At 62.5% G+C, this 23,308-nt stretch carries 24 protein-coding genes and 1 tRNA gene; 9 read left to right on the top strand and 16 right to left on the bottom strand.

The window, feature by feature from the left end; genetic code table 11:
* The first annotated feature begins 47 nt into the window (after positions 1-47).
* Positions 48-1,433, top strand: a complete 1,386-nt coding sequence (gene gabP, locus CQW31_RS03800) for a GABA permease (protein WP_099813792.1) — start codon at positions 48-50, stop codon at positions 1,431-1,433.
* A 181-nt stretch (positions 1,434-1,614) separates the two neighbouring features.
* Here the strand turns inward: gabP and CQW31_RS03790 are convergent, their stop codons facing one another.
* The 9 genes from CQW31_RS03790 to CQW31_RS03760 all read right to left on the bottom strand — a co-directional run bounded on the left by CQW31_RS03790 (position 1,615) and on the right by CQW31_RS03760 (position 8,176).
* Positions 1,615-2,058, bottom strand: coding sequence for a hypothetical protein (locus CQW31_RS03790; RefSeq protein ID WP_054886711.1), 444 nt, complete (start codon positions 2,056-2,058; stop codon positions 1,615-1,617).
* A gap of 58 nt (positions 2,059-2,116) precedes the next feature.
* Positions 2,117-3,106 (bottom strand): polyphosphate kinase 2, encoded by a 990-nt coding sequence (gene ppk2 / locus CQW31_RS03785; protein WP_054886710.1) that lies wholly within the window; start codon positions 3,104-3,106, stop codon positions 2,117-2,119.
* 228 nt (positions 3,107-3,334) lie between these two features.
* Positions 3,335-3,499, bottom strand: a complete 165-nt coding sequence (locus CQW31_RS31285) for a hypothetical protein (RefSeq protein WP_177332426.1) — start codon at positions 3,497-3,499, stop codon at positions 3,335-3,337.
* Positions 3,496-3,882: a zeta toxin family protein gene (locus CQW31_RS32020; protein WP_349306190.1), complete on the bottom strand. Its 387-nt coding sequence runs from the start codon at positions 3,880-3,882 to the stop codon at positions 3,496-3,498. Before CQW31_RS32020 ends, CQW31_RS31285 begins: the two co-directional genes overlap by 4 nt.
* Positions 3,883-3,923: 41 nt before the next feature.
* The gene (locus tag CQW31_RS32015) at positions 3,924-4,298 is read right to left on the bottom strand and encodes a zeta toxin family protein (protein WP_349681614.1); all 375 of its coding nucleotides are present in this window, start codon (positions 4,296-4,298) and stop codon (positions 3,924-3,926) included.
* Between the two features lie 141 nt (positions 4,299-4,439).
* Positions 4,440-4,515, bottom strand: a tRNA-Phe gene (locus tag CQW31_RS03775).
* 90 nt (positions 4,516-4,605) lie between these two features.
* Complete coding sequence (locus tag CQW31_RS03770; protein ID WP_027917574.1) at positions 4,606-4,878, bottom strand: oxidative damage protection protein; 273 nt, start codon at positions 4,876-4,878, stop codon at positions 4,606-4,608.
* Positions 4,875-5,942, bottom strand: a complete 1,068-nt coding sequence (gene mutY / locus CQW31_RS03765; RefSeq protein WP_099813791.1) for an A/G-specific adenine glycosylase — start codon at positions 5,940-5,942, stop codon at positions 4,875-4,877. The genes CQW31_RS03770 and mutY overlap by 4 nt, the downstream gene beginning before the upstream one ends.
* The gene (locus CQW31_RS03760) at positions 5,939-8,176 is read right to left on the bottom strand and encodes an AsmA family protein (RefSeq protein ID WP_054886707.1); all 2,238 of its coding nucleotides are present in this window, start codon (positions 8,174-8,176) and stop codon (positions 5,939-5,941) included. The genes mutY and CQW31_RS03760 overlap by 4 nt, the downstream gene beginning before the upstream one ends.
* A 464-nt stretch (positions 8,177-8,640) precedes the next feature.
* Between CQW31_RS03760 and CQW31_RS03750 the strand changes: the two genes are divergently transcribed.
* The 6 genes from CQW31_RS03750 (at position 8,641) to hisF (ending at position 13,581) form a co-directional block, all read left to right on the top strand.
* A complete protein-coding gene (locus CQW31_RS03750; RefSeq protein ID WP_054886706.1) occupies positions 8,641-10,302 on the top strand; it encodes an OFA family MFS transporter in 1,662 nt (553 codons plus the stop codon).
* A gap of 239 nt (positions 10,303-10,541) precedes the next feature.
* Positions 10,542-11,135, top strand: a complete 594-nt coding sequence (gene hisB / locus CQW31_RS03745; RefSeq protein WP_027917570.1) for an imidazoleglycerol-phosphate dehydratase HisB — start codon at positions 10,542-10,544, stop codon at positions 11,133-11,135.
* Positions 11,136-11,774, top strand: coding sequence for an imidazole glycerol phosphate synthase subunit HisH (gene hisH / locus CQW31_RS03740; RefSeq protein WP_054886705.1), 639 nt, complete (start codon positions 11,136-11,138; stop codon positions 11,772-11,774). It abuts the gene before it with no gap.
* Complete coding sequence (locus CQW31_RS03735) at positions 11,775-12,035, top strand: DUF2164 domain-containing protein (RefSeq protein WP_099813790.1); 261 nt, start codon at positions 11,775-11,777, stop codon at positions 12,033-12,035. It begins immediately after the preceding gene.
* A 27-nt stretch (positions 12,036-12,062) separates the two neighbouring features.
* A complete protein-coding gene (gene hisA / locus CQW31_RS03730; RefSeq protein WP_023382794.1) occupies positions 12,063-12,800 on the top strand; it encodes a 1-(5-phosphoribosyl)-5-[(5-phosphoribosylamino)methylideneamino]imidazole-4-carboxamide isomerase in 738 nt (245 codons plus the stop codon).
* Positions 12,801-12,810: 10 nt separating this feature from the next.
* Positions 12,811-13,581, top strand: coding sequence for an imidazole glycerol phosphate synthase subunit HisF (gene hisF, locus CQW31_RS03725; protein ID WP_011536177.1), 771 nt, complete (start codon positions 12,811-12,813; stop codon positions 13,579-13,581).
* Positions 13,582-13,701: 120 nt separating this feature from the next.
* Here hisF and choV read toward each other — a convergent pair whose 3' ends face one another.
* The 3 genes from choV to CQW31_RS03710 all read right to left on the bottom strand — a co-directional run bounded on the left by choV (position 13,702) and on the right by CQW31_RS03710 (position 16,754).
* Complete coding sequence (gene choV, locus CQW31_RS03720) at positions 13,702-14,880, bottom strand: choline ABC transporter ATP-binding protein (protein WP_054886704.1); 1,179 nt, start codon at positions 14,878-14,880, stop codon at positions 13,702-13,704.
* Complete coding sequence (gene choW / locus CQW31_RS03715) at positions 14,877-15,725, bottom strand: choline ABC transporter permease subunit (protein ID WP_176509202.1); 849 nt, start codon at positions 15,723-15,725, stop codon at positions 14,877-14,879. The genes choV and choW overlap by 4 nt, the downstream gene beginning before the upstream one ends.
* A gap of 81 nt (positions 15,726-15,806) precedes the next feature.
* On the bottom strand, positions 15,807-16,754 hold the full coding sequence (locus CQW31_RS03710; protein ID WP_099813789.1) for a choline ABC transporter substrate-binding protein: 948 nt from the start codon (positions 16,752-16,754) through the stop codon (positions 15,807-15,809).
* Between the two features lie 442 nt (positions 16,755-17,196).
* Here CQW31_RS03710 and CQW31_RS03705 point away from each other — a divergent pair, with 442 nt between their 5' ends.
* Together CQW31_RS03705 and CQW31_RS03700 are read left to right on the top strand one after the other, a co-directional pair.
* Positions 17,197-18,573: an L-serine ammonia-lyase gene (locus CQW31_RS03705; RefSeq protein ID WP_099813788.1), complete on the top strand. Its 1,377-nt coding sequence runs from the start codon at positions 17,197-17,199 to the stop codon at positions 18,571-18,573.
* 467 nt (positions 18,574-19,040) lie between these two features.
* Positions 19,041-20,147, top strand: coding sequence for a GlxA family transcriptional regulator (locus CQW31_RS03700; protein ID WP_054886700.1), 1,107 nt, complete (start codon positions 19,041-19,043; stop codon positions 20,145-20,147).
* A gap of 120 nt (positions 20,148-20,267) precedes the next feature.
* Here CQW31_RS03700 and CQW31_RS03690 read toward each other — a convergent pair whose 3' ends face one another.
* The 4 genes from CQW31_RS03690 to CQW31_RS03675 form a co-directional block, all read right to left on the bottom strand.
* The gene (locus tag CQW31_RS03690) at positions 20,268-20,525 is read right to left on the bottom strand and encodes a hypothetical protein (RefSeq protein ID WP_003255717.1); all 258 of its coding nucleotides are present in this window, start codon (positions 20,523-20,525) and stop codon (positions 20,268-20,270) included.
* Between the two features lie 270 nt (positions 20,526-20,795).
* Positions 20,796-21,266: a thioesterase family protein gene (locus CQW31_RS03685; protein ID WP_099813787.1), complete on the bottom strand. Its 471-nt coding sequence runs from the start codon at positions 21,264-21,266 to the stop codon at positions 20,796-20,798.
* A 10-nt stretch (positions 21,267-21,276) separates the two neighbouring features.
* Positions 21,277-22,242, bottom strand: coding sequence for an L-carnitine dehydrogenase (locus tag CQW31_RS03680; protein ID WP_099813786.1), 966 nt, complete (start codon positions 22,240-22,242; stop codon positions 21,277-21,279).
* Between the two features lie 166 nt (positions 22,243-22,408).
* Positions 22,409-23,293, bottom strand: coding sequence for a 3-keto-5-aminohexanoate cleavage protein (locus tag CQW31_RS03675; protein ID WP_054886697.1), 885 nt, complete (start codon positions 23,291-23,293; stop codon positions 22,409-22,411).
* Between the last annotated feature and the right edge of the window lie 15 nt (positions 23,294-23,308).

Below are 23,308 nucleotides of genomic sequence, written 5' to 3'. Positions count from 1 at the left end.
TCTGTTAACGCAATCGGAGTGGTCCACTCCTTACAAAGGTAGTTTCAATGAGCGGTAACAATTCCAATGACCTCGCTCAGGGGCTCAAACAACGGCATGTCACCATGCTGTCCATTGCTGGCGTTATCGGCGCCGGTCTGTTCGTGGGTTCCGGCCACGCTATCGCAGCGGCCGGCCCGGCCGTACTGCTGGCCTATGCCGCCGCGGGTACCTTGGTCGTACTGGTAATGCGCATGCTCGGTGAAATGGCGATTGCCTCGCCGGATACCGGTTCGTTCTCTACTTATGCCGACCGCGCCATTGGCCGCTGGGCCGGTTTCACCATCGGCTGGTTGTACTGGTGGTTCTGGGTGCTGGTCATCCCGCTGGAAGCCAACGCCGCCGCAGCCATTCTCCACGCCTGGTTCCCGGCCGTGGACCTGTGGGCCTTCTCTCTTCTTATTACCCTGGCGCTGACCCTGACCAACCTGTGCAGCGTCAAGAACTACGGTGAGTTCGAGTTCTGGTTCGCCCTGCTCAAGGTGCTGGCGATCATCGGCTTCATCGTCGTTGGCTGCATCGCCATGTTTGGCTTCGTGCCAAGCAGCCAGGTGAGCGGCGCTTCGCACCTGTTCGATACCCAGGGCTTCATGCCTAACGGCCTGGGCGCGGTGCTGGCGGCCATGCTGACCACCATGTTCTCGTTCATGGGGACCGAAATCGTCACCATTGCCGCTGCCGAATCGAAAGACCCGGGCAAGCAGATCAGCCGCGCTACCAACTCGGTGATCTGGCGTATCTGCCTGTTCTACCTGGTGTCGATCTTCCTCGTTGTTGCGCTGGTACCGTGGAACGACCCGGCCCTGGCAGAAGTCGGTTCCTACCAGACCGTGCTGAGCCGCATCGGTGTGCCGAACGCCAAGCTGATCGTCGACATCGTCGTACTGGTCGCCGTGACCAGCTGCCTGAACTCGGCGCTGTACACCTCGTCGCGCATGCTGTTCTCGCTGAGCAAGCGTGGCGACGCCCCGGCCATCGCCCAACGCACCACCAAAGCGGCTACCCCGCATGTGGCCGTGCTGTTGTCGACCGCTGCCGCGTTCCTCTGCGTGTTCGCCAACTACGTGGCCCCCGCCCAGGTGTTCGAGTTCCTGCTGGCCAGCTCTGGCGCCATCGCGCTGCTGGTGTACCTGGTGATTGCCGTGTCGCAACTGCGCATGCGTAGCCAGCGTGAAGCGCGCGGCGAGAAGATCGACTTCAAGATGTGGTTGTTCCCTGGCCTGACCTGGGCAACCATCGCCTTCATCGTTGCCGTGCTGGCGGTGATGGCGCTGCGTGAGGACCACCGTGCCGAGATCATCGCGACTGCGCTGTTGAGCATTGGCGTGGTGGCGGCGGGCTTGCTGGTGCACCGCAAGCGTGAAGCTGCCGGGCGGGTGGCGCTGGATAACTGATCCGCGCTGCTTGAAATGAAAAGGCCGCATCCTCTGCAGGGTGCGGCCTTTTTTATTGTCTGTACCGGCCCTTTCGCGGGCACGCCCGCTCCCACAGGTACTGCACCGCTTTCGAAACCTTTGGTGCTCCTGTGGGAGGGGGCTTGCCCGCGAAGAGGGGGGAACAGGTTACCAAGCCCGATCAGCCAAACTGCTTCTGTTGTTGCTGCTGCTTGGCCACCAGTTCGGAAGCGGCGATATAGGCTTCCTGGAACTCGTCACTCTCCAGCCAGGCCATGGTGGTGTCTTCGTCGGCGCCGTCGAGCCAGGTGCGGTAGGCGTTGAACACCAGCACGATGTAGTCGGTGGCGTGCTCTTCCTTGTGGCCCTTGAGTACCAGGGCCAGCAGCGGGTCGACCAGGAACACCGAGATCATCGCTACCAGGCTGGTTTCCTGGGCGGCTTTCATCTTCGCGAACAGCTCTTTGTAGCTGTCGGTCTCCATGGCCTTGTTGAACACCTGCTCGATGCTCGCGCTGTCACCGGCACTGGCCTTGACCGCCTGGCCGCTGCGCACCATGCGGTTCTGCTTGGCTTTGCTGGCGGCGCGCTTGGCGCGTTTCTGTTGCTTGGTTGGGGTGGCCATGGGTGAATCCTTGGGTGTCCGGAAATTGCGCGTATTGAAGCGCAGCGGCCGGGGTGATTCAACTGGTGGGCGCTGTCGGCTCGTCTCCCTCGAAACCGCGCGATGCGCGGCCGACCAACAGCTCATCGGGCGCATGAGCCACGCGGTGATCCTTCCCCGGATAATCCAGCGAATGCAGGAAGTGCCGGATACAGTTGATCCGTGCGCGTTTCTTGTCGTCCGACTTGATCACCGTCCACGGTGCATCGGCGGTATCGGTATGGAAGAACATCGCCTCCTTGGCTGCGGTGTAGTCTTCCCACTTGTCCAGCGACTTGATGTCGATGGGCGACAGCTTCCAGTGCTTGAGCGGGTCGTCCCGGCGCGAGATGAAGCGACGCAGCTGCTCTTCGCGGTTCACCGAGAACCAGTACTTGAACAGCAGGATGCCGCTGTTGCACAGCATTCGCTCCAGGTCCGGCGCCTGGCGCATGAACTCCAGATACTGCACCGGCGAGCAGAAGCCCATTACCTTCTCGACCCCGGCGCGGTTGTACCAGGAGCGGTCGAAGAAGACCATTTCACCCGCCGTGGGCAGGTGCTGGATGTAACGCTGGAAGTACCACTGCCCCAGTTCCTGCTCGGAAGGCTTCTCCAGCGCGACGATCCGGGCGCCTCGCGGGTTGAGGTGCTCCATGAAGCGTTTGATCGTGCCACCTTTGCCCGCTGCGTCACGCCCCTCGAACAGAATGACCACGCGCTGGCCGGTTTCCTTGACCCAGCTCTGGACCTTCAGTAGTTCGATCTGCAGCGCATGCTTGGCCTTCTCGTATTCCTGGCGGCGCAGGCGGGTGCGGTACGGATAGCTGGCTGGCAGCCGCACCGAGGTGCTGTCTTCATCGCTGCCCTTCGGTGCGCTGGCCACTTCCAGCGCGGCCGGGGCCTGGCTGACCTTCGTTATGGAGGGTTCAGGTTTACGTTGGCGAGGGCGGCGCGTGCGAGGTGCGGCAGGGGCGGGGGAAGAGGATTCGCCGGGGGCGGGGAGCAGGTGGGTAGCTTCTTCGCTCATGGAGGTCCTTGCGAGGTCGGGTCGAATGTCCGCCTGACATGCTAAGGGGGAGCGATGGATTGTCTTTTGATACTGGTCAAATGAGGTGGTCAGAATGAGCTGTGGGGGAGTGAAGGCGGATGAGGGGGAGGATAAGGAGGAATTGCCAAAGACAGTTAAGGTGTGCGGCTGCCCAGATTTTGAAGTGGCCGCGTGGTTCAAGCACACCAGCGGCCAGGAGTGGGGATCTCACGCAGATTTGGAGGCAGCCTCGAGCATCACTGCTTTCTGGCGTTTTGTAGCCTCGACGAGCACGGTGTTATACACGCGTTTCTTCTCGTCGGACTTGGCATTGCGAATGAATTCCGCGAAGGGGCTTTTTACCTTCTCGGGTGTGGACTTCAAGAGGCTCATGCTTCACTCCTTTGGGGGTTTTCAAGCGTCGCCTTCAGTTGCTCGCGGGTGTAACGCTCGGGAATGTGATAGTCAATTTTGTCAACGCCTGCCTTGTAAAGGCGGTTTGAGTTATCGATATGCTTCAACAGTAAGTCAACGTGGACGTCTTTGCCATGCTCTAGCTTAAGGGTATTCACTACGTCACGAGCAGCGAAATACTGTTCGACGAAATGGTCGACCAAAATCCGTCGCCCTTCGGCTTGCTCTCGCGCTCTCACGAACTCCCACGCAAGCTGGGGGTTCTGGTAGACATATAGGATCTGAACGTAGCGCCCTTTCTGAAGTGAGCGATCAATGTTGCGCCGCGCTACGTCGAGGTTGGCCAGCGTCCCATCAAGCAAGAACGACTGATGCTGTTTCAGGGCGAAATCAAGGATCTTGTCTACGAGATGGACACCGCACCCTGAAACAGATAGGCGTTTCCTCCTTGGTAGTCGGCAAACTCATTACGTAGCTCGTCAGGATCAATCCGCAGGATTGGCTGATCCGAGAAAAGGTTAAGAAGCTCAATGGATGCTTCCGTCTTGCCTGCGCCGGCGGAGCCAGACATGAAAACCGATACAGGCTCCTGCTCTGCTGGGTAGCGATCTTTGCAGGTCAGCCTTCTGGCTATCGCTTTCTTGTTGGCTTTGGCAAACCCTATCGCACTGTCCCTTATGGCCAGCTCTTCTGCTGTGAAAACCATTTGGCTCTCCATCCCGAGCAATCCGCTTGGGTGAGAAGTCTTGGCCTGAGCAGTGGTGGAGTCCAGCGCCATGTCATAACGACATGTTGCGGCTTGGTCGTGCTCGGGTGGATAGGTATGGTGGGGTGAAAAATTTCAGGCAACAAAAAACCCGCACTAGGCGGGTTTCTTGTGTCGCTTCGGGTAACTTTGCAACCACCAGAAGCTTGAAGGTGGTGCCCAGAGACGGAGTCGAACCGCCGACACGAGGATTTTCAATCCTCTGCTCTACCGACTGAGCTATCTGGGCGACGAGGTGAATTAAATAGATTTTCTGACGGCCCGTCAACGACTTTTTGAAAAAATTTTAAATTAATTCCGTCGCTTACGTTTCATGGGGTCATTCGGAGGGTGGAACGTAGCCTTCCGCCTGGGCGTATTCCTCGCCGGCGAAGAACTTGTCCATCTCGCCCTGGAGGAACTTGCGGTCCTCGCCGTTCATCATGTTCAGGCGCTTTTCGTTGATCAGCATGGTCTGGTGTTTCTTCCAGTCTTCCCAGGCTTTCTCCGAGATGTGGTCGAAGATGTCCTGGCCCTTGGCACCGGGGTAGGGCGGGCGGGCCAGGCCTGGGAGTTCTTCTTTGTACTTGCGGCACATCACGGTGCGGGTCATCGGGCTTCTCCTGCTATCAGTTCGTCGGCCGCGCGTTTGAGCAGCTTCTTGACCGGGGCGGCGAGGCCCAGGCGCGGCGGGGTGGCGAGGTTATACCAGAGCCAGTCGGCCTCGGCCACGTGCTGGCCGACCGGGTCGACACGTACCAGCCACGGCTCGATCGCCAGCTGGAAGTGGCTGAAGGTATGGGTCAGGCCGTCCAATGCGCGGCTTTCGGCCAGGCGCAGACCGTGCTGGTAGGCAAGGTCGTCGAGCTGGGCGAGATCGTCCAGCTCCGGCAGGCTCCACAAGCCACCCCACAGGCCGCTGGATGGGCGGCGGTAAAGCAGAATGGCGCCTTCGTGGTTGGCCAGCAGCGGCATCAGCGTGCGCCGTTGCGGCAGTGCCTTGCGTGGCTTGGGCTCGGGGTAGCGGGTTTCTTCACCGTGCAGGTGCGCTTCGCAGCCGCGCTGCAACGGGCAGATCAGGCAGCTGGGCTTGCTGCGCGTGCACAGCGTCGCGCCCATGTCCATCATCGCCTGGGTGTAGTGGTTGGCGCGCTGCTGCGGCGTGAAGCGCTCGGCTGTGGCCCACAGCTGGTTGGCCACCTTGGGCTCGCCGGGGTAGCCGGCCTGGGCGGTGTAGCGGGCCAGCACACGCTTGACGTTGCCATCGAGAATCGGCGCGCGAATGCCCATGCTGATGCTGGCGATGGCACCGGCAGTGGAGCGGCCGATGCCGGGCAGCGCGGTAAGCTGCTCGACGCTACGCGGAAATTCGCCGCCATGCTGTTCGACGACGATCTTCGCGGCCTTCTGCAGGTTGCGCGCGCGCGTGTAGTAGCCAAGGCCGGTCCACAGGTGCAGCACTTCGTCCTCGGGCGCTGCAGCCAGGGCCTGCACGGTTGGCAGGGCCTGCATGAAGCGGTCGAAATAGTTGAGCACGGTGCTCACCTGGGTCTGCTGCAGCATGATTTCCGACACCCACACGCGGTATGGGTTGATGCCCTGTTGCCAGGGCAGGTCGTGGCGACCGTGCTGGTCGTACCAGTCCAGCACGGCGTTGGAGAACTGCGTGGGGGTCATCGCTTGAACAGCCCCTTGAGCGCGTCTTTCAGTTCTGGGCTCACTTTATCTCCGAGTTTTTCATCGATCTTGTCTTGCAGGCGGTTGCCGGCCAGCTTGGCCGCGACCTTGCCCAGGCCGTCCTGGTCCAGGCGGCAAGCCTTGGCGCCGATTTCCAGCGGGCCGCGGCAGCGCAGCGGCACTTCCACGCCCACGAAGCGTTCGTTGACCTGGCAGGCCGGGTCGGGCATGGCGCGCTGATCGCCTTCGACGATCACCCCGACGTTGTAGTCCATGCCCAGCACGCGCAGGTCGAGGTCGCCATGGCCGTTGACGGTCAGGCCAGGGATGCGTGCCTTGAGGTCCGGGTTGCTGGCCACGCCATTGCGAATCACCAGGCTGCCGCGTAGCTCTTCGAACGGAGTGTCCTTGCCACGTGGTTCGCCGCTCAACGTCTTGCGGTTAAGGGTGGCGATGGCCTGGCATAGTTGCTGTTCAAGGTTGGCATTGACCAGCACGCCATCGTTGATGGTGAAGTTTGCGCTGCCATTGAGGGTGTCGACCAGTGCCTTCTGGCTGTTACCGGTGGCCGTCAGATCACTGGTCAGGGTCAGCAGGCCTTTGACCGGCGGCGTCTGTTCCTTGCCTTCAGCTTTGATGAAGTGCTCGACCGGCACCCGGTTGATCCTGGTGTTGATGCCGAGCTGCGGCACGGCAGGGCGCACGTCGACGTTGCCCTTGGCTTCGAAGCTGCCGTTGTAGAGGCCGCCTCGCAGGGTTTGCAAGGTCAGCAGCCCGCCCTGGGCGGTGGCCTGCAACTGAGCGTCGCTGATTGGCAGCTTGTCCAGGGTCAGCGCACCGAAGGCCAGGTCAGCTTGCAGGTCGAGCACGCGCAGGCGGTCTACCGGCAACAGCTTGTCGTCGCTCCAGGCTACCTGGGTCGGGGCATTGGGCAGTGGCGAGCTGCCGGCACCGGCGACTGCGCTGGCTTCCTGCTGCTGGACCTCCGCCTGGCGTGCTGCAGTGGCGCCTTTGGCTTGCTCGCTCTTGGCCAGCAGGTAGCGATCGGCATCGAACCTATCGCCTTTGAGCTGCAGGCGCAGGGCCTGCTTGGCGAAGTCGTCGATGGCCACGCGGCCAGTGAAGGTGGTGTCGTCCAGCTTCACAGCCAGGTCGGCCAGGGTCAGGCTGGACGGCGTGCCTTGCAGGCGGGTCACCAGCTCCAGCTTGCCGAAGGCTGCCGGGTCGTTGGTGGCCGGCAGCGGATGGCCGATGCCGTCGAGGAAGGTGCGCAGGTTGAACTGGGCGATGGACAGACCGCCGCTCAGTTGCGGGGCCTTGTCCAGGTCGCGCAGGTTCAGTTCGCCGAGGGCGCGCAGCTGGTTCGCCGAGACTTTCAGGCCGCTCCAGGAGGCCACGTTGGCACCCATGTCGACCAGCAGCTGGCCCTGGGCGCCAAAGGTGACGGTCTTGCCAGCGGTAGGTTCGCCGGAGGTTTCGCCGGTCAGGCGCAGGTCTTCGAAGTTGTAGCGCTTGAGCTTGCGATCGAAGCGCAGCTCGCCGGCAAGCTCGGTGCGGGCCTTGATGGCCGGCTGGCTGGCGCCGAGGAAGGCGCTGGCTTTGAGGGCGATATTGGTGCCCTCGTGGACCGGGCCGGTGCTCAGCTGGATGCTTTCGGCGCTGTAGCTCTGGCCGCTCTTGGCATCGGTGTAGTAAACCCGGGCGTTGTTCACGGTCAGGCTGTCGATGTCGAGCTTCACCGCGCGCTCACTGCTGCTTTCAGCAGGCTTCGCCGGTTGCTCGGCAGGTGCCGGGGCCGGCGCACTGGCAGTGCCATCGGTGGTGGCCGGTAGCGGCTTGCCGATGTCCTCCCAGTTGCCGTGGCCGTTTTCGTCGCGTACCAAGGTCAGGTTGAGACCCTCGACGCGTACATCGCTCATCTGCACTTCGCGGCGCAGCAGTGGCAGCACACGCACGGAGAGGCCGAGCATCTGCAGGTCGGCGAACGGCTCCTTGGGGTTGGCCAGCGTCGCGATACTGGCTTCGTGCAGCTCCAGGCCCAGCCAGGGGAACAGGCTCCAGCCGATGTCGCCGTTGAGGGTCAGCTCGACGTGCGCCTTGTCCCGCGCCAGTTGGCGGATCTCGTCTTTGTAGTCGTTGGGATCGAAGAGGTGGGTCAGGGCGAAGCCCAGCGCCACGATGATCAGCAGCAACCCGAGAAGCCCCAGTCCCAGGATTTTGCCGAACGCTTTCATGGGCGAGTCCTTGTAGTCCGTAGTGTGAATTCCGAACGGCTGAGTATAGCGCCGCAGGGGTGGGCCCTGCGTATTCGACTAGCGATGCAGGGCGAATCTGATGATTTTGGGGTTCGACAGTTATGGTTTCGGCAGTTCCTTCTGTGCTGGATTCTTCGCGGGTTTGCCCGCTCCCACAGGTTCATCACAGGTTTTGAGACCTGTGCAGTACCTGTGGGAGCGGGCGAGCCCGCGAAGAGGCCGGTGCAGATAGCGCCGAAATACCGATTCAGCCGCGAGAAAAATAACGATATCAGATTGCTTTCATGTCATCTGCGAACTGGTACCCTTGTGCCGCTTCGCGGAACGGCCGCGACCCATTGTCGCGGGCCGTTACCCCCGGAAAGGCCAGTTCGCCCTGCGTGCGAGAACAAGAGCTTGGGCAGCATCCGCCAGCACTGTCTACCTACAAAAGGATCGAATCCATGAGCAGTACCATCACGGCAGAGGGGCTGGCCAGCGCGCCGAGCTTCCTGTCGAAGGAGCGCATCATCGCCCGCCCGGGCTTCAACCGCTGGCTGGTCCCGCCAGCTGCCTTGGCTATCCATCTGTGCATCGGCATGGCCTACGGCTTCTCGGTGTTCTGGCTGCCGCTGTCGCAAGCCATCGGCATCACCGCGCCTGTTGCCTGTTCGGCGGACATGGGCTTCATCGCCCGCATGTTCAGCGCTGAATGCGACTGGCCGATCTCGATGCTGAGCTGGATCTACACTCTGTTCTTCGTCTTCCTCGGCTGTTCGGCAGCGGTGCTGGGCGGCTGGCTGGAACATGCCGGTCCGCGCAAGGCTGGCCTGGTATCGGCCCTGTGCTGGTGTGGCGGCATGCTGATCTCGGCGATCGGCGTAAAGACCCACCAGCTGTGGCTGATGTGGTTGGGGTCCGGTGTGATCGGTGGGATTGGCTTGGGGCTGGGCTACATTTCACCGGTCTCGACCCTGATCAAGTGGTTCCCGGATAAACGCGGCATGGCCACCGGCATGGCGATCATGGGCTTCGGTGGTGGCGCCATGGTGGGTGCACCGCTGGCTACCGCGCTGATGGGCCATTTTGGCAATGCGCATGAGGTGGGCGTATGGCAGAGCTTCGTCGCCATGGCTGCAATCTACTTCGTGTTCATGACGGCTGGCGCCCTGGCGTACCGCGTTCCGCCAACCGGCTGGAAGCCTGAAGGCTGGAGCGCACCGGCGAAGAAGGCCGGCAATGGCATGGTCACCGACCGCCACGTGCACGTCAGCGTCGCCTGGAAAACCCCGCAGTTCGCCCTGGTGTGGCTGGTGCTGTGCCTGAACGTTTCGGCCGGTATCGGCATCCTCGGCATGGCTTCGCCGCTGCTGCAGGAAGTGTTTGCCGGCAAATTGCTGGGCAACGAGCTGAGCTTCAGCGAGCTGAATGCCGCGCAGCTGGCGCAGATCGCCGCCATTGCCGCCGGCTTCACCGGTCTGCTGAGCCTGTTCAACATCGGTGGTCGCTTCTTCTGGGCATCGTTCTCCGACTACATCGGCCGCAAGAACACCTACTTCGCCTTCTTCGCCCTGGGCGTCGGCCTCTACAGCCTGGTGCCGAACATGGGCCACCTGGGCAACGTGGCGCTGTTCGTGGCGGCGTTCTGCATCATTCTGTCGATGTACGGCGGTGGTTTCTCCACCGTGCCGGCCTACCTGGCCGACCTGTTCGGCACGCAGATGGTGGGGGCCATTCATGGTCGCCTGCTGACTGCCTGGGCGGCAGCAGGCGTGCTGGGCCCGGTGCTGATCACCTATCTGCGCGAATACCAGTTGGCGGCGGGCGTAGAGCGTGCAGCGGCCTACGACATGACCCTGTACATCCTCGCCGGCCTTCTGGTGCTGGGCTTTATCTGCAACATGCTGATCCGCCCGGTGGCCGACAAATACTTCATGACCGATGCCGAACTGGCCGCCGAGCGTGCGCTGAGCCACGACAAAGGTGCTGATGGTGCGCGTTCGCTGGAGTGGCATGCCTCGCCGGGTAGCTTGCCGCTGGTGCTGCTGGCCTGGGCTGTGGTGGTCGTGCCTTTGGCCTGGGGTGTGTGGATTACCCTGCAGAAGACCGCTGTACTGTTCCATTGATGTAACTGCCTGGGGGCGCTTTGCGCCCCTTTCGCGACACAAGGGTTTGCTGTCCCCTATAGGAGTGGCCTTGTGTCGCGATGGGCTGCAAAGCAGCCCCAGTTACCCGGTTGTATAGACCTGTAGGGCCGTCCGGCCCCGTAATTGCTTGCCATGCCATATGTCATCCGCGTTTCAAGCGGGCGCGTTCTGGGCCTATAATGGAGCCCTTTTCGCCCAATGATTTTGCGGAGCTGGTGATGGTCGAACGTAAGGCTTCCGTCGAGCGCAATACCCTGGAAACCCAGGTCAAGTGCTCGATCAACCTCGATGGCAGTGGCAAGGCCCGATTCGATATCGGTGTGCCTTTCCTTGAACACATGCTGGACCAGATCGCCCGCCATGGGCTGATCGATCTGGATATCGAGTGCAAGGGTGACCTGCATATCGACGATCACCATACCGTCGAAGACGTCGGTATCACCCTGGGCATGGCATTCGCCCAGGCCATTGGCGACAAGAAAGGCATCTTCCGCTACGGCCATGCCTACGTGCCGCTGGACGAAGCGCTGTCGCGCGTGGTCATCGACTTCTCCGGCCGCCCAGGCCTGCAGATGCATGTGCCTTACACCCGTGCCACCGTTGGCGGCTTCGATGTCGACCTGTTCCAGGAGTTCTTCCAGGGCTTCGTCAACCACGCCCTGGTGACCCTGCACATCGACAACCTGCGGGGCCACAACACCCACCACCAGATCGAAACCGTATTCAAGGCTTTCGGCCGCGCCTTGCGCATGGCCGTGACCCTCGACGAGCGCATGGCTGGGCAGATGCCGTCCACCAAAGGGTGCCTGTAAATGCAGACGGTAGCCGTAATCGACTATGGCATGGGCAACCTGCACTCGGTGGCCAAGGCGCTTGAACACGTCGGCGCCGGCAAGGTGCTGGTCACCAGCGACGCTGCGGTGATCCGCGAGGCTGACCGCGTGGTGTTCCCGGGCGTGGGCGCGATCCGTGACTGCATGGCCGAAATCCGCCGCCTGGGCTTCGACAGCCTGGTCCGCGAAGTCAGCCAGGACCGCCCGTTCCTCGGCATCTGCGTCGGCATGCAGGCGCTGCTCGAGCATAGCGAAGAGAACGACGGTGTCGACTGCATCGGCCTGTTCCCTGGCCAGGTGCGCTTCTTTGGCAAGGATCTCAAAGAAGACGGCGAGCACCTGAAGGTGCCGCACATGGGTTGGAACGAAGTCAGCCAGTCGATCGACCACCCGCTGTGGCACGACATTCCCGACCGTGCGCGTTTCTACTTCGTGCACAGCTACTACATCAATGCCGGCAAGCCGGGCCAGGTGGTCGGCCGCGGCCACTATGGCGTCGACTTCGCCGCCGCGCTGGCAGACGGCTCGCGCTTTGCCGTGCAGTTCCACCCGGAAAAAAGCCATACCCATGGCCTGCAGCTGCTGCAGAACTTCGTCGCCTGGGACGGGCGCTGGTAAATGAGCCGTTCGAAGACCAAGGCCCCGATCATCACCCTGGCCCCCGAAGAGGAACGCGAGGCGCTCGACACGCTCAAGCGCTTTCTCGACGACCGCTTCGAGCTGCAGCTCGGGTCGTTCGAGGTGGCCGAGGTCCTCGAGCTGTTCAGCAAAGAAATTGCACCCCATTACTACAACAGGGCGATTGCCGATGTTCAGCTGCACCTCAAGGAGCGGTTCGAGAGTATCGAAAGCGATCTGTGGGCACTCGAAAAGCCCTGAAACCCTAAGAACAGACAGGTTCCCAAGATGCTGATTATCCCCGCTATCGATCTGAAGGACGGTGCCTGCGTGCGCCTGCGCCAGGGCCGCATGGAAGATTCCACGGTATTTTCCGACGACCCGGTGAGCATGGCTGCCAAGTGGGTCGAAGGTGGCTGCCGCCGCCTGCACCTGGTCGACCTCAACGGTGCCTTCGAAGGCCAGCCGGTCAACGGTGAAGTGGTCACCGCCATTGCCAAACGCTACCCGAACCTGCCGATCCAGATCGGCGGCGGCATCCGCTCGCTGGAAACCATCGAGCACTACGTCAAGGCCGGCGTCAGCTACGTCATCATCGGCACCAAGGCGGTCAAGCAGCCTGAGTTCGTCGCCGAAGCGTGCAAGGCCTTCCCGGGCAAGGTCATCGTTGGCCTGGATGCAAAGGACGGCTTCGTTGCCACCGACGGCTGGGCGGAAGTCAGCTCGGTACAGGTCATCGACCTGGCCAAGCGTTTCGAGGCCGATGGCGTCTCGGCGATCGTCTACACCGACATCGCCAAGGACGGCATGATGCAGGGCTGCAACGTGCCGTTCACCAAGGCACTGGCCGAAGCCACTTCGATCCCGGTGATCGCCTCGGGCGGTATCCACAACCTGGGTGACATCAAGGCCCTGCTGGACGCCAAGGCCCCGGGCATCATCGGCGCCATCACCGGCCGTGCCATCTACGAAGGCACCCTCGATGTCGCCGAGGCCCAGGCTTTTTGCGACAACTACCAAGGCTGAGGACTGAACCATGGCACTGGCCAAGCGCATCATCCCTTGCCTGGACGTGGACAACGGCCGGGTGGTCAAGGGCGTCAAGTTCGAGAACATCCGTGATGCCGGCGACCCGGTGGAAATCGCCCGCCGCTACAACGAGCAGGGTGCCGATGAAATCACCTTCCTCGACATCACGGCCAGCGTTGATGGCCGCGACACCACCCTGCATACCGTCGAGCGCATGGCCAGCCAGGTGTTCATCCCGCTGACCGTAGGCGGTGGCGTGCGTACCGTGCAGGACATCCGCAACCTGCTCAATGCCGGCGCCGACAAGGTTTCGATCAACACCGCCGCGGTGTTCAACCCGGAGTTCGTCGGCGAGGCAGCGGACCGTTTTGGTTCGCAGTGCATCGTCGTCGCCATCGACGCCAAGAAGGTGTCCGGGCCAGGTGAAGCGCCACGCTGGGAGATCTTTACCCACGGCGGGCGCAAGCCAACCGGGCTGGACGCGGTTGAATGGGCAAAGAAAATGGAAGGTCTGGGGGCCGGCGAGATCCTGCTGACCAGCATGGACCAGGACGGCATGAAGAATGGTTTCGACCTGGGTGTAACCCGCGCCATAAGCGATGCGCTGGGGATTCCGGTGATTGCTTCGGGTGGTGTGGGTAACCTGCAGCACCTGGCCGACGGGATTCTGGAAGGGCACGCCAGCGCGGTGCTGGCGGCCAGCATCTTCCACTTTGGCGAGTACACGGTGCCAGAGGCCAAGGCCTACATGGCTTCGCGCGGGATTGTCGTTCGCTGACAGTATGCTGGGAGGGCTTTGCCCTCCTTTCGCGACACAAGGCCGCTCCTACAGGGATACGCGTTCCCGTGTAGGAGCGGCCTTGTGTCGCGAAAGGGCCGCAACGCGGCCCCAATTGCTTCAACCGTGATTCTTGCCAAGCAAGGCGTGATAGAGCTCGGTATCCCCAAGAATCCCCACCACCTTGTCATTCTCCTGCAGCACCAGCTTGTTCCCGGTCTGGTAACGAATCTGCAGCGCCTCACGCATCCCGATATCGGCATGCACCAAGGTCGGCTTGCGGCCCAGCCCTTCCACAGCCTGCCCCGGCACCCAGTTCTGCATGTCCAGCCCGTTCTGCCCCTGGCGTGCACGCTTGATCGAGTTCCCTTCGCCCAGGTCCAGCCACGAATCGCCACCCGGGTCCAGGCACACCGAGCCGTTGACCCGCTTGCAGTTGTCCAGGCTGCGCATCAGGCTGCGGCCGCACAGTACATTCAGCGGGTTGGTGTGGGCGACGAAGGTACGCACGTATTCGTCGGCCGGGTTCAGCACGATCTCTTCCGGCTTGCTGTACTGGATGATTCGCCCGTCCTTCATGATGGCGATGCGGCTGCCCAGCTTCAGCGCCTCGTCGAGGTCGTGGCTGACGAACACGATGGTCTTGCTCAGCTTGGCCTGCAGGCCCAGCAATTCGTCTTGCAGGCCTTGGCGGATCAGCGGGTCGAGGGCCGAGAACGGTTCGTCCATCAACAGGATGTCGGCATCCATCGCCAGCGCCCGGGCCAGGCCCACACGCTGCTGCATGCCGCCGGAGAGTTCGTCTGGCTTCTTGTTGCGCCACTGGGTCAGGCCGACCAGTTCGAGTTTCTCGTCGACCAGCTTGCGCCGTTCCTTTTCCGGGCGGCCCTGCATTTCCAGGCCGAAGCTGATGTTCTCGCGCACCGTCAGCCATGGCATCAGGGCGAATTTCTGGAACACCATGGCGATGCGCTTGGTGCGCATCATCTTCAGCTCTGCCGGGGTGCAGTGGGCAATATCGATGTGCTTGCCTTCATGTTCGACGAACAGCTTGCCGCGGCTCACGGTGTTGAGGCCGTTGATGCACCGCAGCAGGCTCGACTTGCCTGAGCCGGACAGGCCCATCAGCACGCAGATCTCGCCTTTGTTGATATCGAGGTTGGCCTTTTCCACACCGACCACCAGCCCGGTCTGCTTGAGGATCTGCTCGCGGGTCTGGCCTTTGTCCAGCAGCGCCAGCGCTTCGCGCGGCTTGTTGGAGAAGATGACGTCTACGTCTTCGAATCGAATGATGCTCATGCCTCACCCCTTACCGGCAGTTCCGGTTGCTTGCAGATACGGTCGAGCATGATCGCCAGCAGCACGATCGCCAGGCCTGCCTCGAAGCCCAGGGAGATATCGGCGGTGTTCAGTGCGTTGACCACAGGTTTGCCCAGGCCATCGGCACCCACCAGGGCGGCGATCACCACCATCGACAGTGACAGCATGATGCACTGGGTGACGCCAGCGGCGATGCTCGGCATCGCGTGCGGCAGTTCGATACGGGTGAGTAGCTGGCGGCGCGAACAGCCAAAAGCCTTGCCAGCGTCCATCAGCTCCTGAGGCACGTCGCAGATGCCCAGGTAGGTCAGGCGGATCGGTGCGGCGATGGCGAACACCACTGTCGAGATCAGCCCCGGCACCACGCCCAGGCCGAACAGGGTCAGGGTCGGGATCAGGTAGACGAAGGTTGGCACGGTCTGCATCAGGTCGAGCACCGGGCGCATTGCGGTGTAGAACATCGGCTTGTGCGCGGCGACGATGCCCAGCGGCACGCCAATGGCCACGCAGACCACGGTGGCGAAGGTCACCTGGGCCAGGGTTTCCATGGTTTCCTGCCAGTACCCCAGGTTGAGGATCAGCAGGAAGGAAAGGGCGACGAATGCGGTGAGCGCCCACTTGCGCTGGATGAAATGCGCCAGGGCGGCGAACAGGGCGATGAGCACGAACGGGTTGAAGAAAGTCAGGGTACTGGTGACGCCATGGATCATGAACTCCAGGCCTCGGGCAATGGCATCGAAATAGTTCGCGCCATTCTGGGTCAGCCATTCGACGAACGCCGCGATGTACTGACCCAAGGGTATTTTCTGATCGATAAGCATGATAGCGAGCTTCCACCTGCGAAGATTGAAAACAGTCCGGGGCGGGCACGGTCCCGCCCCGAGGTAGCGCTACGACGTATTGCGTTATTGAGTAAGTTTCGCCTTGGCCGCCTCAAGGCCGGGTTTGCCATCCACGGTGGTGACGCCCGCCAGCCAGTTGTCCAGCTTGCCGGGGTTGTCCTTGAGCCACTTCCTGGCGGCCGCCTCGGGCTTCATCTTGTCGTCCAGGACGTAGCCCATCATGGTGCTTTCATCCTTGAGTTCGAACGACAGGTTCTTCAGCAGTTGGCCGACGTTGCTGCATTCCTGCACATAGCCCTTGCGGGTGTTGGTCAGCACGGTGGCCTTGCCGAATTCGGGGCCGAAGAAATCGTCACCGCCGGTGAGGTACTGCATCTTGAAGCGGGTGTTCATGGGGTGTGGTTCCCAGCCCAGGAACACCACCGCTTCGCCACGCTTCTGTGCGCGATCGACCTGCGACAGCATGCCGGCCTCGCTCGACTGCACGATCTTGAAACCGGCGTCCTTCAGGCCGAAGGCGTTCTTGTCGATCATGCTCTGGATGGTGCGGTTGCCATCGTTGCCCGGCTCGATGCCGTAGATCTTGCCGTCCAGCTCCTTCTTGAACTTGGGAATGTCGCTGAAGTCCTTCAGCCCCTTGTCATACAGTGCCTGGGGCACGGCCAGGGTGTACTTGGCGTTTTCCAGGTTGGCGCGCACGGTTTCTACAGTGCCGGCATCGCGGTACTGCTTGATGTCGTTCTCCATGGTCGGCATCCAGTTGCCGAGAAACACGTCCAGGTCCTTGCCGGTGGCCAGCGACTTGTAGGTCACCGGTACCGAGATCATGGTGGTGTGGGTCTTGTAACCCAGTGCTTCGAGCACAACGCTGGTGGTCGCAGTGGTGACGGTGATGTCGGTCCAGCCGACATCGGAGAAGCGTACCGTCTGGCACTGCTCGGGCTCGGCGGCCTGGGCCAGCAGAGGCGCGGACAGCATCGCAACCAGCAACAGCGAGGGTGAACCTTTCATGGATGGACTCCTGTGATTTTGTCTTCGGGTTCGCGTGGGTCGCCGGGCTTTCTCAGGGTCCGGTCGACCAGGCCTGCAGAGGGCAGGATGCGTGGCCGTGCTTTACGAGTCGCTTTCGATAATCCTCCAGCGCCGGGCAATCGCCTACTGGTGGCGTCGTAACCAGTACGGAACGGGTCGCATCCAGTACGGGCGATGTCGTTTATGAGTTTTTCCACCCCTGTAGCCGCATTTTTGCGTCACCCGGTCGCTTGAAAGCGGCGACAAGGTGGCCGAAAAGGCTACGGCGCTGCTGGACAAAATTACGTCGGTTGCAGACGGCGAGGGGGTAGGCAAAAGCCCGATGATGCGTGCATTCGTGGCGGCTCGCAGCTTCAGCCTAGCAGTTGCCCCGCCCTGCGCATGGCGCGCAGAGACAAGCCCAGCAAGAGGTGATTCGACAATGGCCATCAGCGTGTTCGACCTGTTCAAGATTGGTGTCGGGCCCTCAAGCTCCCACACCGTCGGCCCCATGCGTGCCGGTGCCCTGTTCGTCCAGGGCCTGCGTGAACGCGGCGAGCTGGAACAGGTGCGCAGGATCGAAGTGCGGCTGTACGGTTCGCTGTCGGCCACTGGCATCGGCCATGGCACCGACAACGCCACCATCATGGGCCTGATGGGCGAGTGGCCGGACGCCATCGACCCGACCCAGATCGTCCCGCGGATCGCCGACCTGCGCGAAACCAACACCCTGAAACTGGATAACCGCCTGCCCATCGAGTTCGTCTGGCCCCGCGACATGCTGCTGCTGGACGAGAACCTGCCGTACCACCCCAACGCCATGACCCTGATCGCCGAAGGTGCCCAGGGCGAGCTGCATCGCGACACCTATTACTCGGTCGGTGGCGGCTTCGTGGTCGACGCCGCCCAGGCCGCCAGCGGCGTGCTGGATGCCGACCAGACGGTGCTACCGTACGATTTCAACAGCGCCGCCGAGCTGCTGCGCCTGTGCAAGCAAAACGACCTTAGCGTGTCGCAATTGATGATGGCCAATGAGAAGGTCTGGCGCAGCGAGGAAGAAATCCGCGCCGGCCTGCACAAGCTCTGGGAAGCCATGCAGGAATGCGTCAACAACGGCCTGAAGTACGAAGGCACGCTGCCCGGCGGGCTCAATGTGCGCAGGCGCGCCGCCAAGCTGCACCGCAGCCTGCAGGAAATCGGCAAGCCCAACGTGATCGGCTCGACCATGAGCGCCATGGAGTGGGTCAACTTGTTCGCCCTGGCCGTCAACGAAGAAAACGCCGCTGGCGGGCGCATGGTCACTGCGCCTACCAACGGCGCGGCCGGTATCATCCCGGCGGTGCTGCACTACTACATGCGCTTCAGTGATGCGGTAGACGAGTCGAGCGTGGTCGACTTCTTCCTCGGCGCCGCCGCCGTGGGCATCCTGTGCAAGAAGAACGCGTCGATTTCCGGTGCAGAAGTTGGCTGCCAGGGCGAGGTCGGTTCGGCCTGTGCCATGGCTGCTGCCGGCCTCGCCGAAGTGCTGGGGGCGACCCCGGCGCAGGTAGAGAACGCTGCCGAAATCGCTCTGGAACACAACCTCGGCCTGACCTGCGACCCGGTCGGCGGCCTGGTGCAGGTGCCGTGCATCGAGCGCAACGCGATAGCCGCAGTGAAGGCGATCAATGCCGTGCAGATGGCGTTGCGCGGCGATGGCGAGCACTTCATCTCCCTCGACCAGGTGATCCGCACCATGCGCGACACCGGGGCCGACATGCACGACAAATATAAAGAGACCTCGCGCGGTGGCCTGGCGGTCAGCGCCATTGAATGCTGAGATTTTAGGCAGGCCTCAGGGGCCTCTTCGCGGGCACGCCCGCTCCCACAGGGGCGCAATCCTGTGGGAGCGGGCGTGCCCGCGAAGGGGCCCTTGAATGTTTGTGGTGCACCGCGCCCCATTGCAGTGCGTACCGATCGTCGGCTGTCGCTATCAGTGCGGGCATTGTCGGTGACACTCAAGAGTGTCGTTTCTGGGCAACCAAGGCTGCGCGTGTCACCAAATTGCTCAGTTGTTACACGCAAGGCGCTAGCACGGCGCTTTGCGAAGAATTGCCAACTCGATCGAAGTCCCTGAATTGCCGAATGAAGGCGTCGTTTTCAGGTTTTTTCGGATGGTCGTTCAATTTCAGGCACGACCCTTGCGTTTAGATTGGCAGCAAGCCCCTGCACATGAACCTGGGGCCATAACAAGAAAATCAGTGCCCGCCTGAGGCACACCCTGCATTTGTGTGAGGAGAAATCGCGATGACGTCGTACACCTCCGGGAACCCAACCCAGAACCGCACAGCCCCCCAGTCCATCGGGTTTCTCCTTCTGGACAATTTCACCCTGATATCCCTGGCATCGGCCGTGGAGCCGCTGCGCATGGCCAACCAGCTTTCTGGTCGCGAGCTGTACCGCTGGCACACCCTGACCGTCGATGGCGGCCAGGTATGGGCCAGTGATGGCCTGCAGATCACTCCCGATGCCGCCATGCACAGCGCACCGCCGATCGACACCGTGATCGTCTGCGGCGGTGTTGGCATCCAGCGCACGGTCACCCGTGAGCATGTCACGTGGCTGCAGGCCCAGGCTCGCCAGTCGCGCCGCCTCGGTGCGGTGTGCACCGGCAGCTGGGCGCTGGCCTGTGCCGGCCTGCTCGATGGTTTCGATTGCAGCGTGCATTGGGAATGCCTGGCGGCCATGCAGGAGGCCTTCCCGCGGGTCAACATGAGCACCCGCCTGTTCACCCTCGACCGCAACCGCTTCACCAGCTCCGGCGGCACCGCGCCGCTGGACATGATGCTGCACCTGATCAGCCGCGATCACGGCCGTGAGCTGTCGGCGGCGATCTCCGAGATGTTCGTCTACGAGCGCATCCGCAACGAGCAGGACCACCAGCGCGTGCCGCTCAAGCACATGCTCGGCACCAACCAGCCGAAGTTGCAGGAGATCGTTGCGCTGATGGAGGCCAACCTCGAAGAGCCGATCGACCTGGATGAACTGGCCGTGTACGTGTCGGTGTCGCGCCGTCAGCTCGAACGGCTGTTCCAGAAGTACCTGCATTGCTCGCCGTCGCGCTACTACCTCAAGCTGCGCCTGATCCGCGCCCGGCAGTTGCTCAAGCAGACACCGATGTCGATCATCGAAGTGGCCTCGGTGTGCGGCTTCGTCTCTACCCCGCACTTCTCCAAGTGCTACCGCGAGTACTTCGGCATTCCGCCGCGTGACGAGCGCGTGGGCTCCAACACCGCGCAGCAGGTGGCAATGATGCCGATTCCGCAGGCCATGACCCTGTCGCCGCACAGCGGGCCGATGGCGGCCTTGAGCCAGGCGCGCAACGAGTCGACCTTTGCCAGCGTAAGGCTCTGAAACGGCACCGGCCCCTTCGCGGGCCAGCCCGCTCCCCCAGGTGTTGCACCGAGTTCAAAAACGGTGCCGTCCCTGTGGGAGCGGGCTGGCCCGCGAAGAGGCCGGGGCAGGAAAAGCCAGTCAGGCGCGTTTGTTGAACTGGGCCAGCGCGGGCAACAGCTGCTTGTCGATGGCCTGGCGCACCGCCGGCAGAATGGTTGCGCTACCGGTATACATCTGCTCGACCATCCCTTTCAGCGCCCGCGCATTCGGCTCGGTCAGCCCGCGCACCACCGCTTCGCAGGCCTGTTCGGCACTGGCTCCGGCGGGAATGTCGAACCCGCGCGCGCGCAGGTGGCCTGCCAGGTCGTCCTGGTCTATCAAATCCGCATGCATCATGGCTGTTGTCCCTTTTATCGCGAAGAGAGTGCTGCTGTGATTTACGACCGATTCTGTGTCTGCTGCGACAGGCCCGCAAGGGCAGAATGTCGCAATGGCTGGTTTGGCTAAGAACAGGTCGCTCCCGGCTAATTGCAGGGGCCGGGAAGCCAGCAGACTGCATGCATTCACGGCTCCCGAGGGTTTGGTCACCCTCACTCATGCACAGTGGATGTTGCTCGCTCTTGGCCCCGGATGCTCACGGCTTTCCGGGGTTATTTTTTTGAGCGCTCAGCGGGGTAGTTGCAGGACGCGGCCGACGAATTGCGCAGCAGGCAGGTCGCGTTGGCTATCCACCAGGCTTTGCAGCAAGGCCGCACTTTGCTCACTGAAAGGCGCCGACTTCGGCCCAGCCAGGTCCACATGCAACAGCATCTGCTCGCTCGCAGCCAGCACCTCGTCGAACCCGGCCCGGTGCAGGCTGTGGTAGACGTGCAGGCGCTTGTGATCGAAGCCGATGATCTGCGTTTGCACCCATACCTCGGTCCCTAGCTTCACCTCGTGCAGGTAGTTGATGTGCGCTTCCAGGGTGAACAGTGAGTTCCCACTCTGCCCGCGGCTGTCAGCGTCCAGGCCGATGCGCTCCATCAGCCTATCGGTGGCGTAGCTGAAGATCAGCAGGTAAAAGGCATCGCGCAGGTGCCCGTTGTAGTCGACCCAGTCCTCCTGGACTGGGGTGCGGTAGGTGATCAGTACGGGCATTGTCTGCTCCTCAATCGCCAAAGGCCATGCCGTGGCTGGCTTTGCTGGTCTTCACCGCTTCCAGTACGGCCAGCAGCGTGTCATCACGATAGCGCTCCAGCGCGGCGATGCTGCGCTCGCCCAGTTGTTCCGAGGTGCCTTCGACCACATCGTCGATCAGCTTGTCGGTCAGCTCCGGTGCTGGCAGGTAGGTCCAGGGCAGCTTCAGCGCCGGGCCGAACTGGGCCATGAAGTGGCGCATGCCGGCATCACCGCCTGCCAGGGTGTAGGTGAGGAAGGTACCCATGAACGACCAGCGCAGGCCGGCGCCGAAGCGGATCGCATCGTCGATTTCGCCAGTGCTGGCCACGCCATCGTTGACCAGGTGCAGGGCCTCGCGCCACAGCGCTTCGAGCAGGCGGTCGGCGATGAAACCGGGGACTTCCTTGCGTACATGCAGCGGGCGCATGCCGAGGGCGGTGTAGATGGTCTTGGCGGCTTCGATGGCTTCAGGTGCCGTGCGACTACCGCCGACGATCTCCACCAGCGGCAGGAGATACACCGGGTTGAACGGGTGGCCGACCACGCAACGCTCAGGGTGCGTGGACGACTCGTAGAACTCGCTGGGCAGCAGCCCCGACGTGCTGGAGCCGATGATTGCATTGGGCTTGGCAGCAGCGCTGATCTTCGCGTGCAGGTCGAGCTTGAGGTCCAGACGCTCGGGTGCGCTTTCCTGGATGAAATCGGCGTCGCGTACGCATTGCTCGATGGTGGCCACGAATTTCAGCCGGTCCTGCGATGCACCCTCTGCCAGGCCTTGTTTCTCCAGTGCCGGCCAGGCGTTGGCGATGCGCTTGCGCAGGGCTTGCTCGGCGCCGGGGGCCGGGTCCCAGGCGACCACGTCCAGGCCATGGGCCAGGGCGCGGGCGACCCAGCCGCTGCCGATCACGCCGCTACCCAGGGCAGCGAAGGTCTTGATCTCGGTGATGAAGGGCATATCGGGTCCTCAGGATGAACAGAACTATTGGGATGAGCGCCGAACCTTGTGGGAGCGGGCTTGCCCGCGAACACCGGCGCAGCCGGTGCCATCCACCGTGTTGTCTGTTTCGCGGGCAAGCCCGCTCCCACAGGGTTTTGCGGCGTGATTGCAATCGTTGAAGGAATCAGCGGCGCTTGAGGTTCATTTTTTCCCGGCCTTCTGCCGGGCTGAGCACGCGGCCACCCATGCGGGTGATGATTTCAGCGGCGCGTTCCACCAGCTGGCCGTTGCTGGCCAGTACGCCACGGTCCAGGTACAGGTTGTCTTCCAGGCCCACCCGCACGTTGCCACCCAGAAGCACGGCCTGGGCCGCCATCGGCATCTGCATGCGGCCGATGCCGAAGCCTGCCCAGGTAACATTGGCCGGCAGGTTGTCGACCATGGCCTTCATGGTGGTGGTGTCGGCCGGTGCGCCCCACGGGATGCCCAGGCACAGCTGGAACAGCGGGTCCTCGAGCAGGCCTTCTTTCATCATCTGTTTGGCGAACCACAGGTGGCCGGTGTCGAAGATTTCCAGCTCGGCCTTCACCCCCAGTTCGGTGATGCGCTTGGCCCCGGCGCGCAGCTGCGCGGGGGTGGAGACGTAGATGGCGTTGCCGTCGCCGAAGTTGAGGGTGCCGCAGTCGAGGGTGCAGATTTCCGGCAGCAGCGCTTCGACGTGGGCCAGGCGCTCCAGCGGGCCGATCAGGTCGGTGCCGGGGCCGAACTCCATGGGCGATTCGCCCGGGCCGATTTCCAGGTCACCGCCCATCCCGGCGGTGAGGTTGACGATGATGTCGACGTCGGCCTCGCGAATGCGCTCCATGACTTCGCGGTACAGCGCCACGTCGCGGCTGAAACGGCCGGTTTGCGGGTCACGGACGTGGCAGTGGACCACGGTGGCGCCGGCCTTGGCGGCTTCCACGGCGGATTCGGCGATCTGTTTGGGGGTGACGGGGACCAGGTGGCTCTTGGCGACCGTGTCGCCAGCGCCGGTGAGGGCACAGGTGATGATGACGTCGTGGTTCATGGCGGTTCCTTGTGG

This window comes from Pseudomonas sp. 382 (assembly GCF_002759075.1).
In the GTDB taxonomy this organism is placed as follows: Bacteria; Pseudomonadota; Gammaproteobacteria; order Pseudomonadales; family Pseudomonadaceae; genus Aquipseudomonas; species Aquipseudomonas vlassakiae.
The sequence above is the reverse complement of the archived record's forward strand: the minus strand, read 5'-3'. Positions and strand labels throughout refer to the sequence as shown.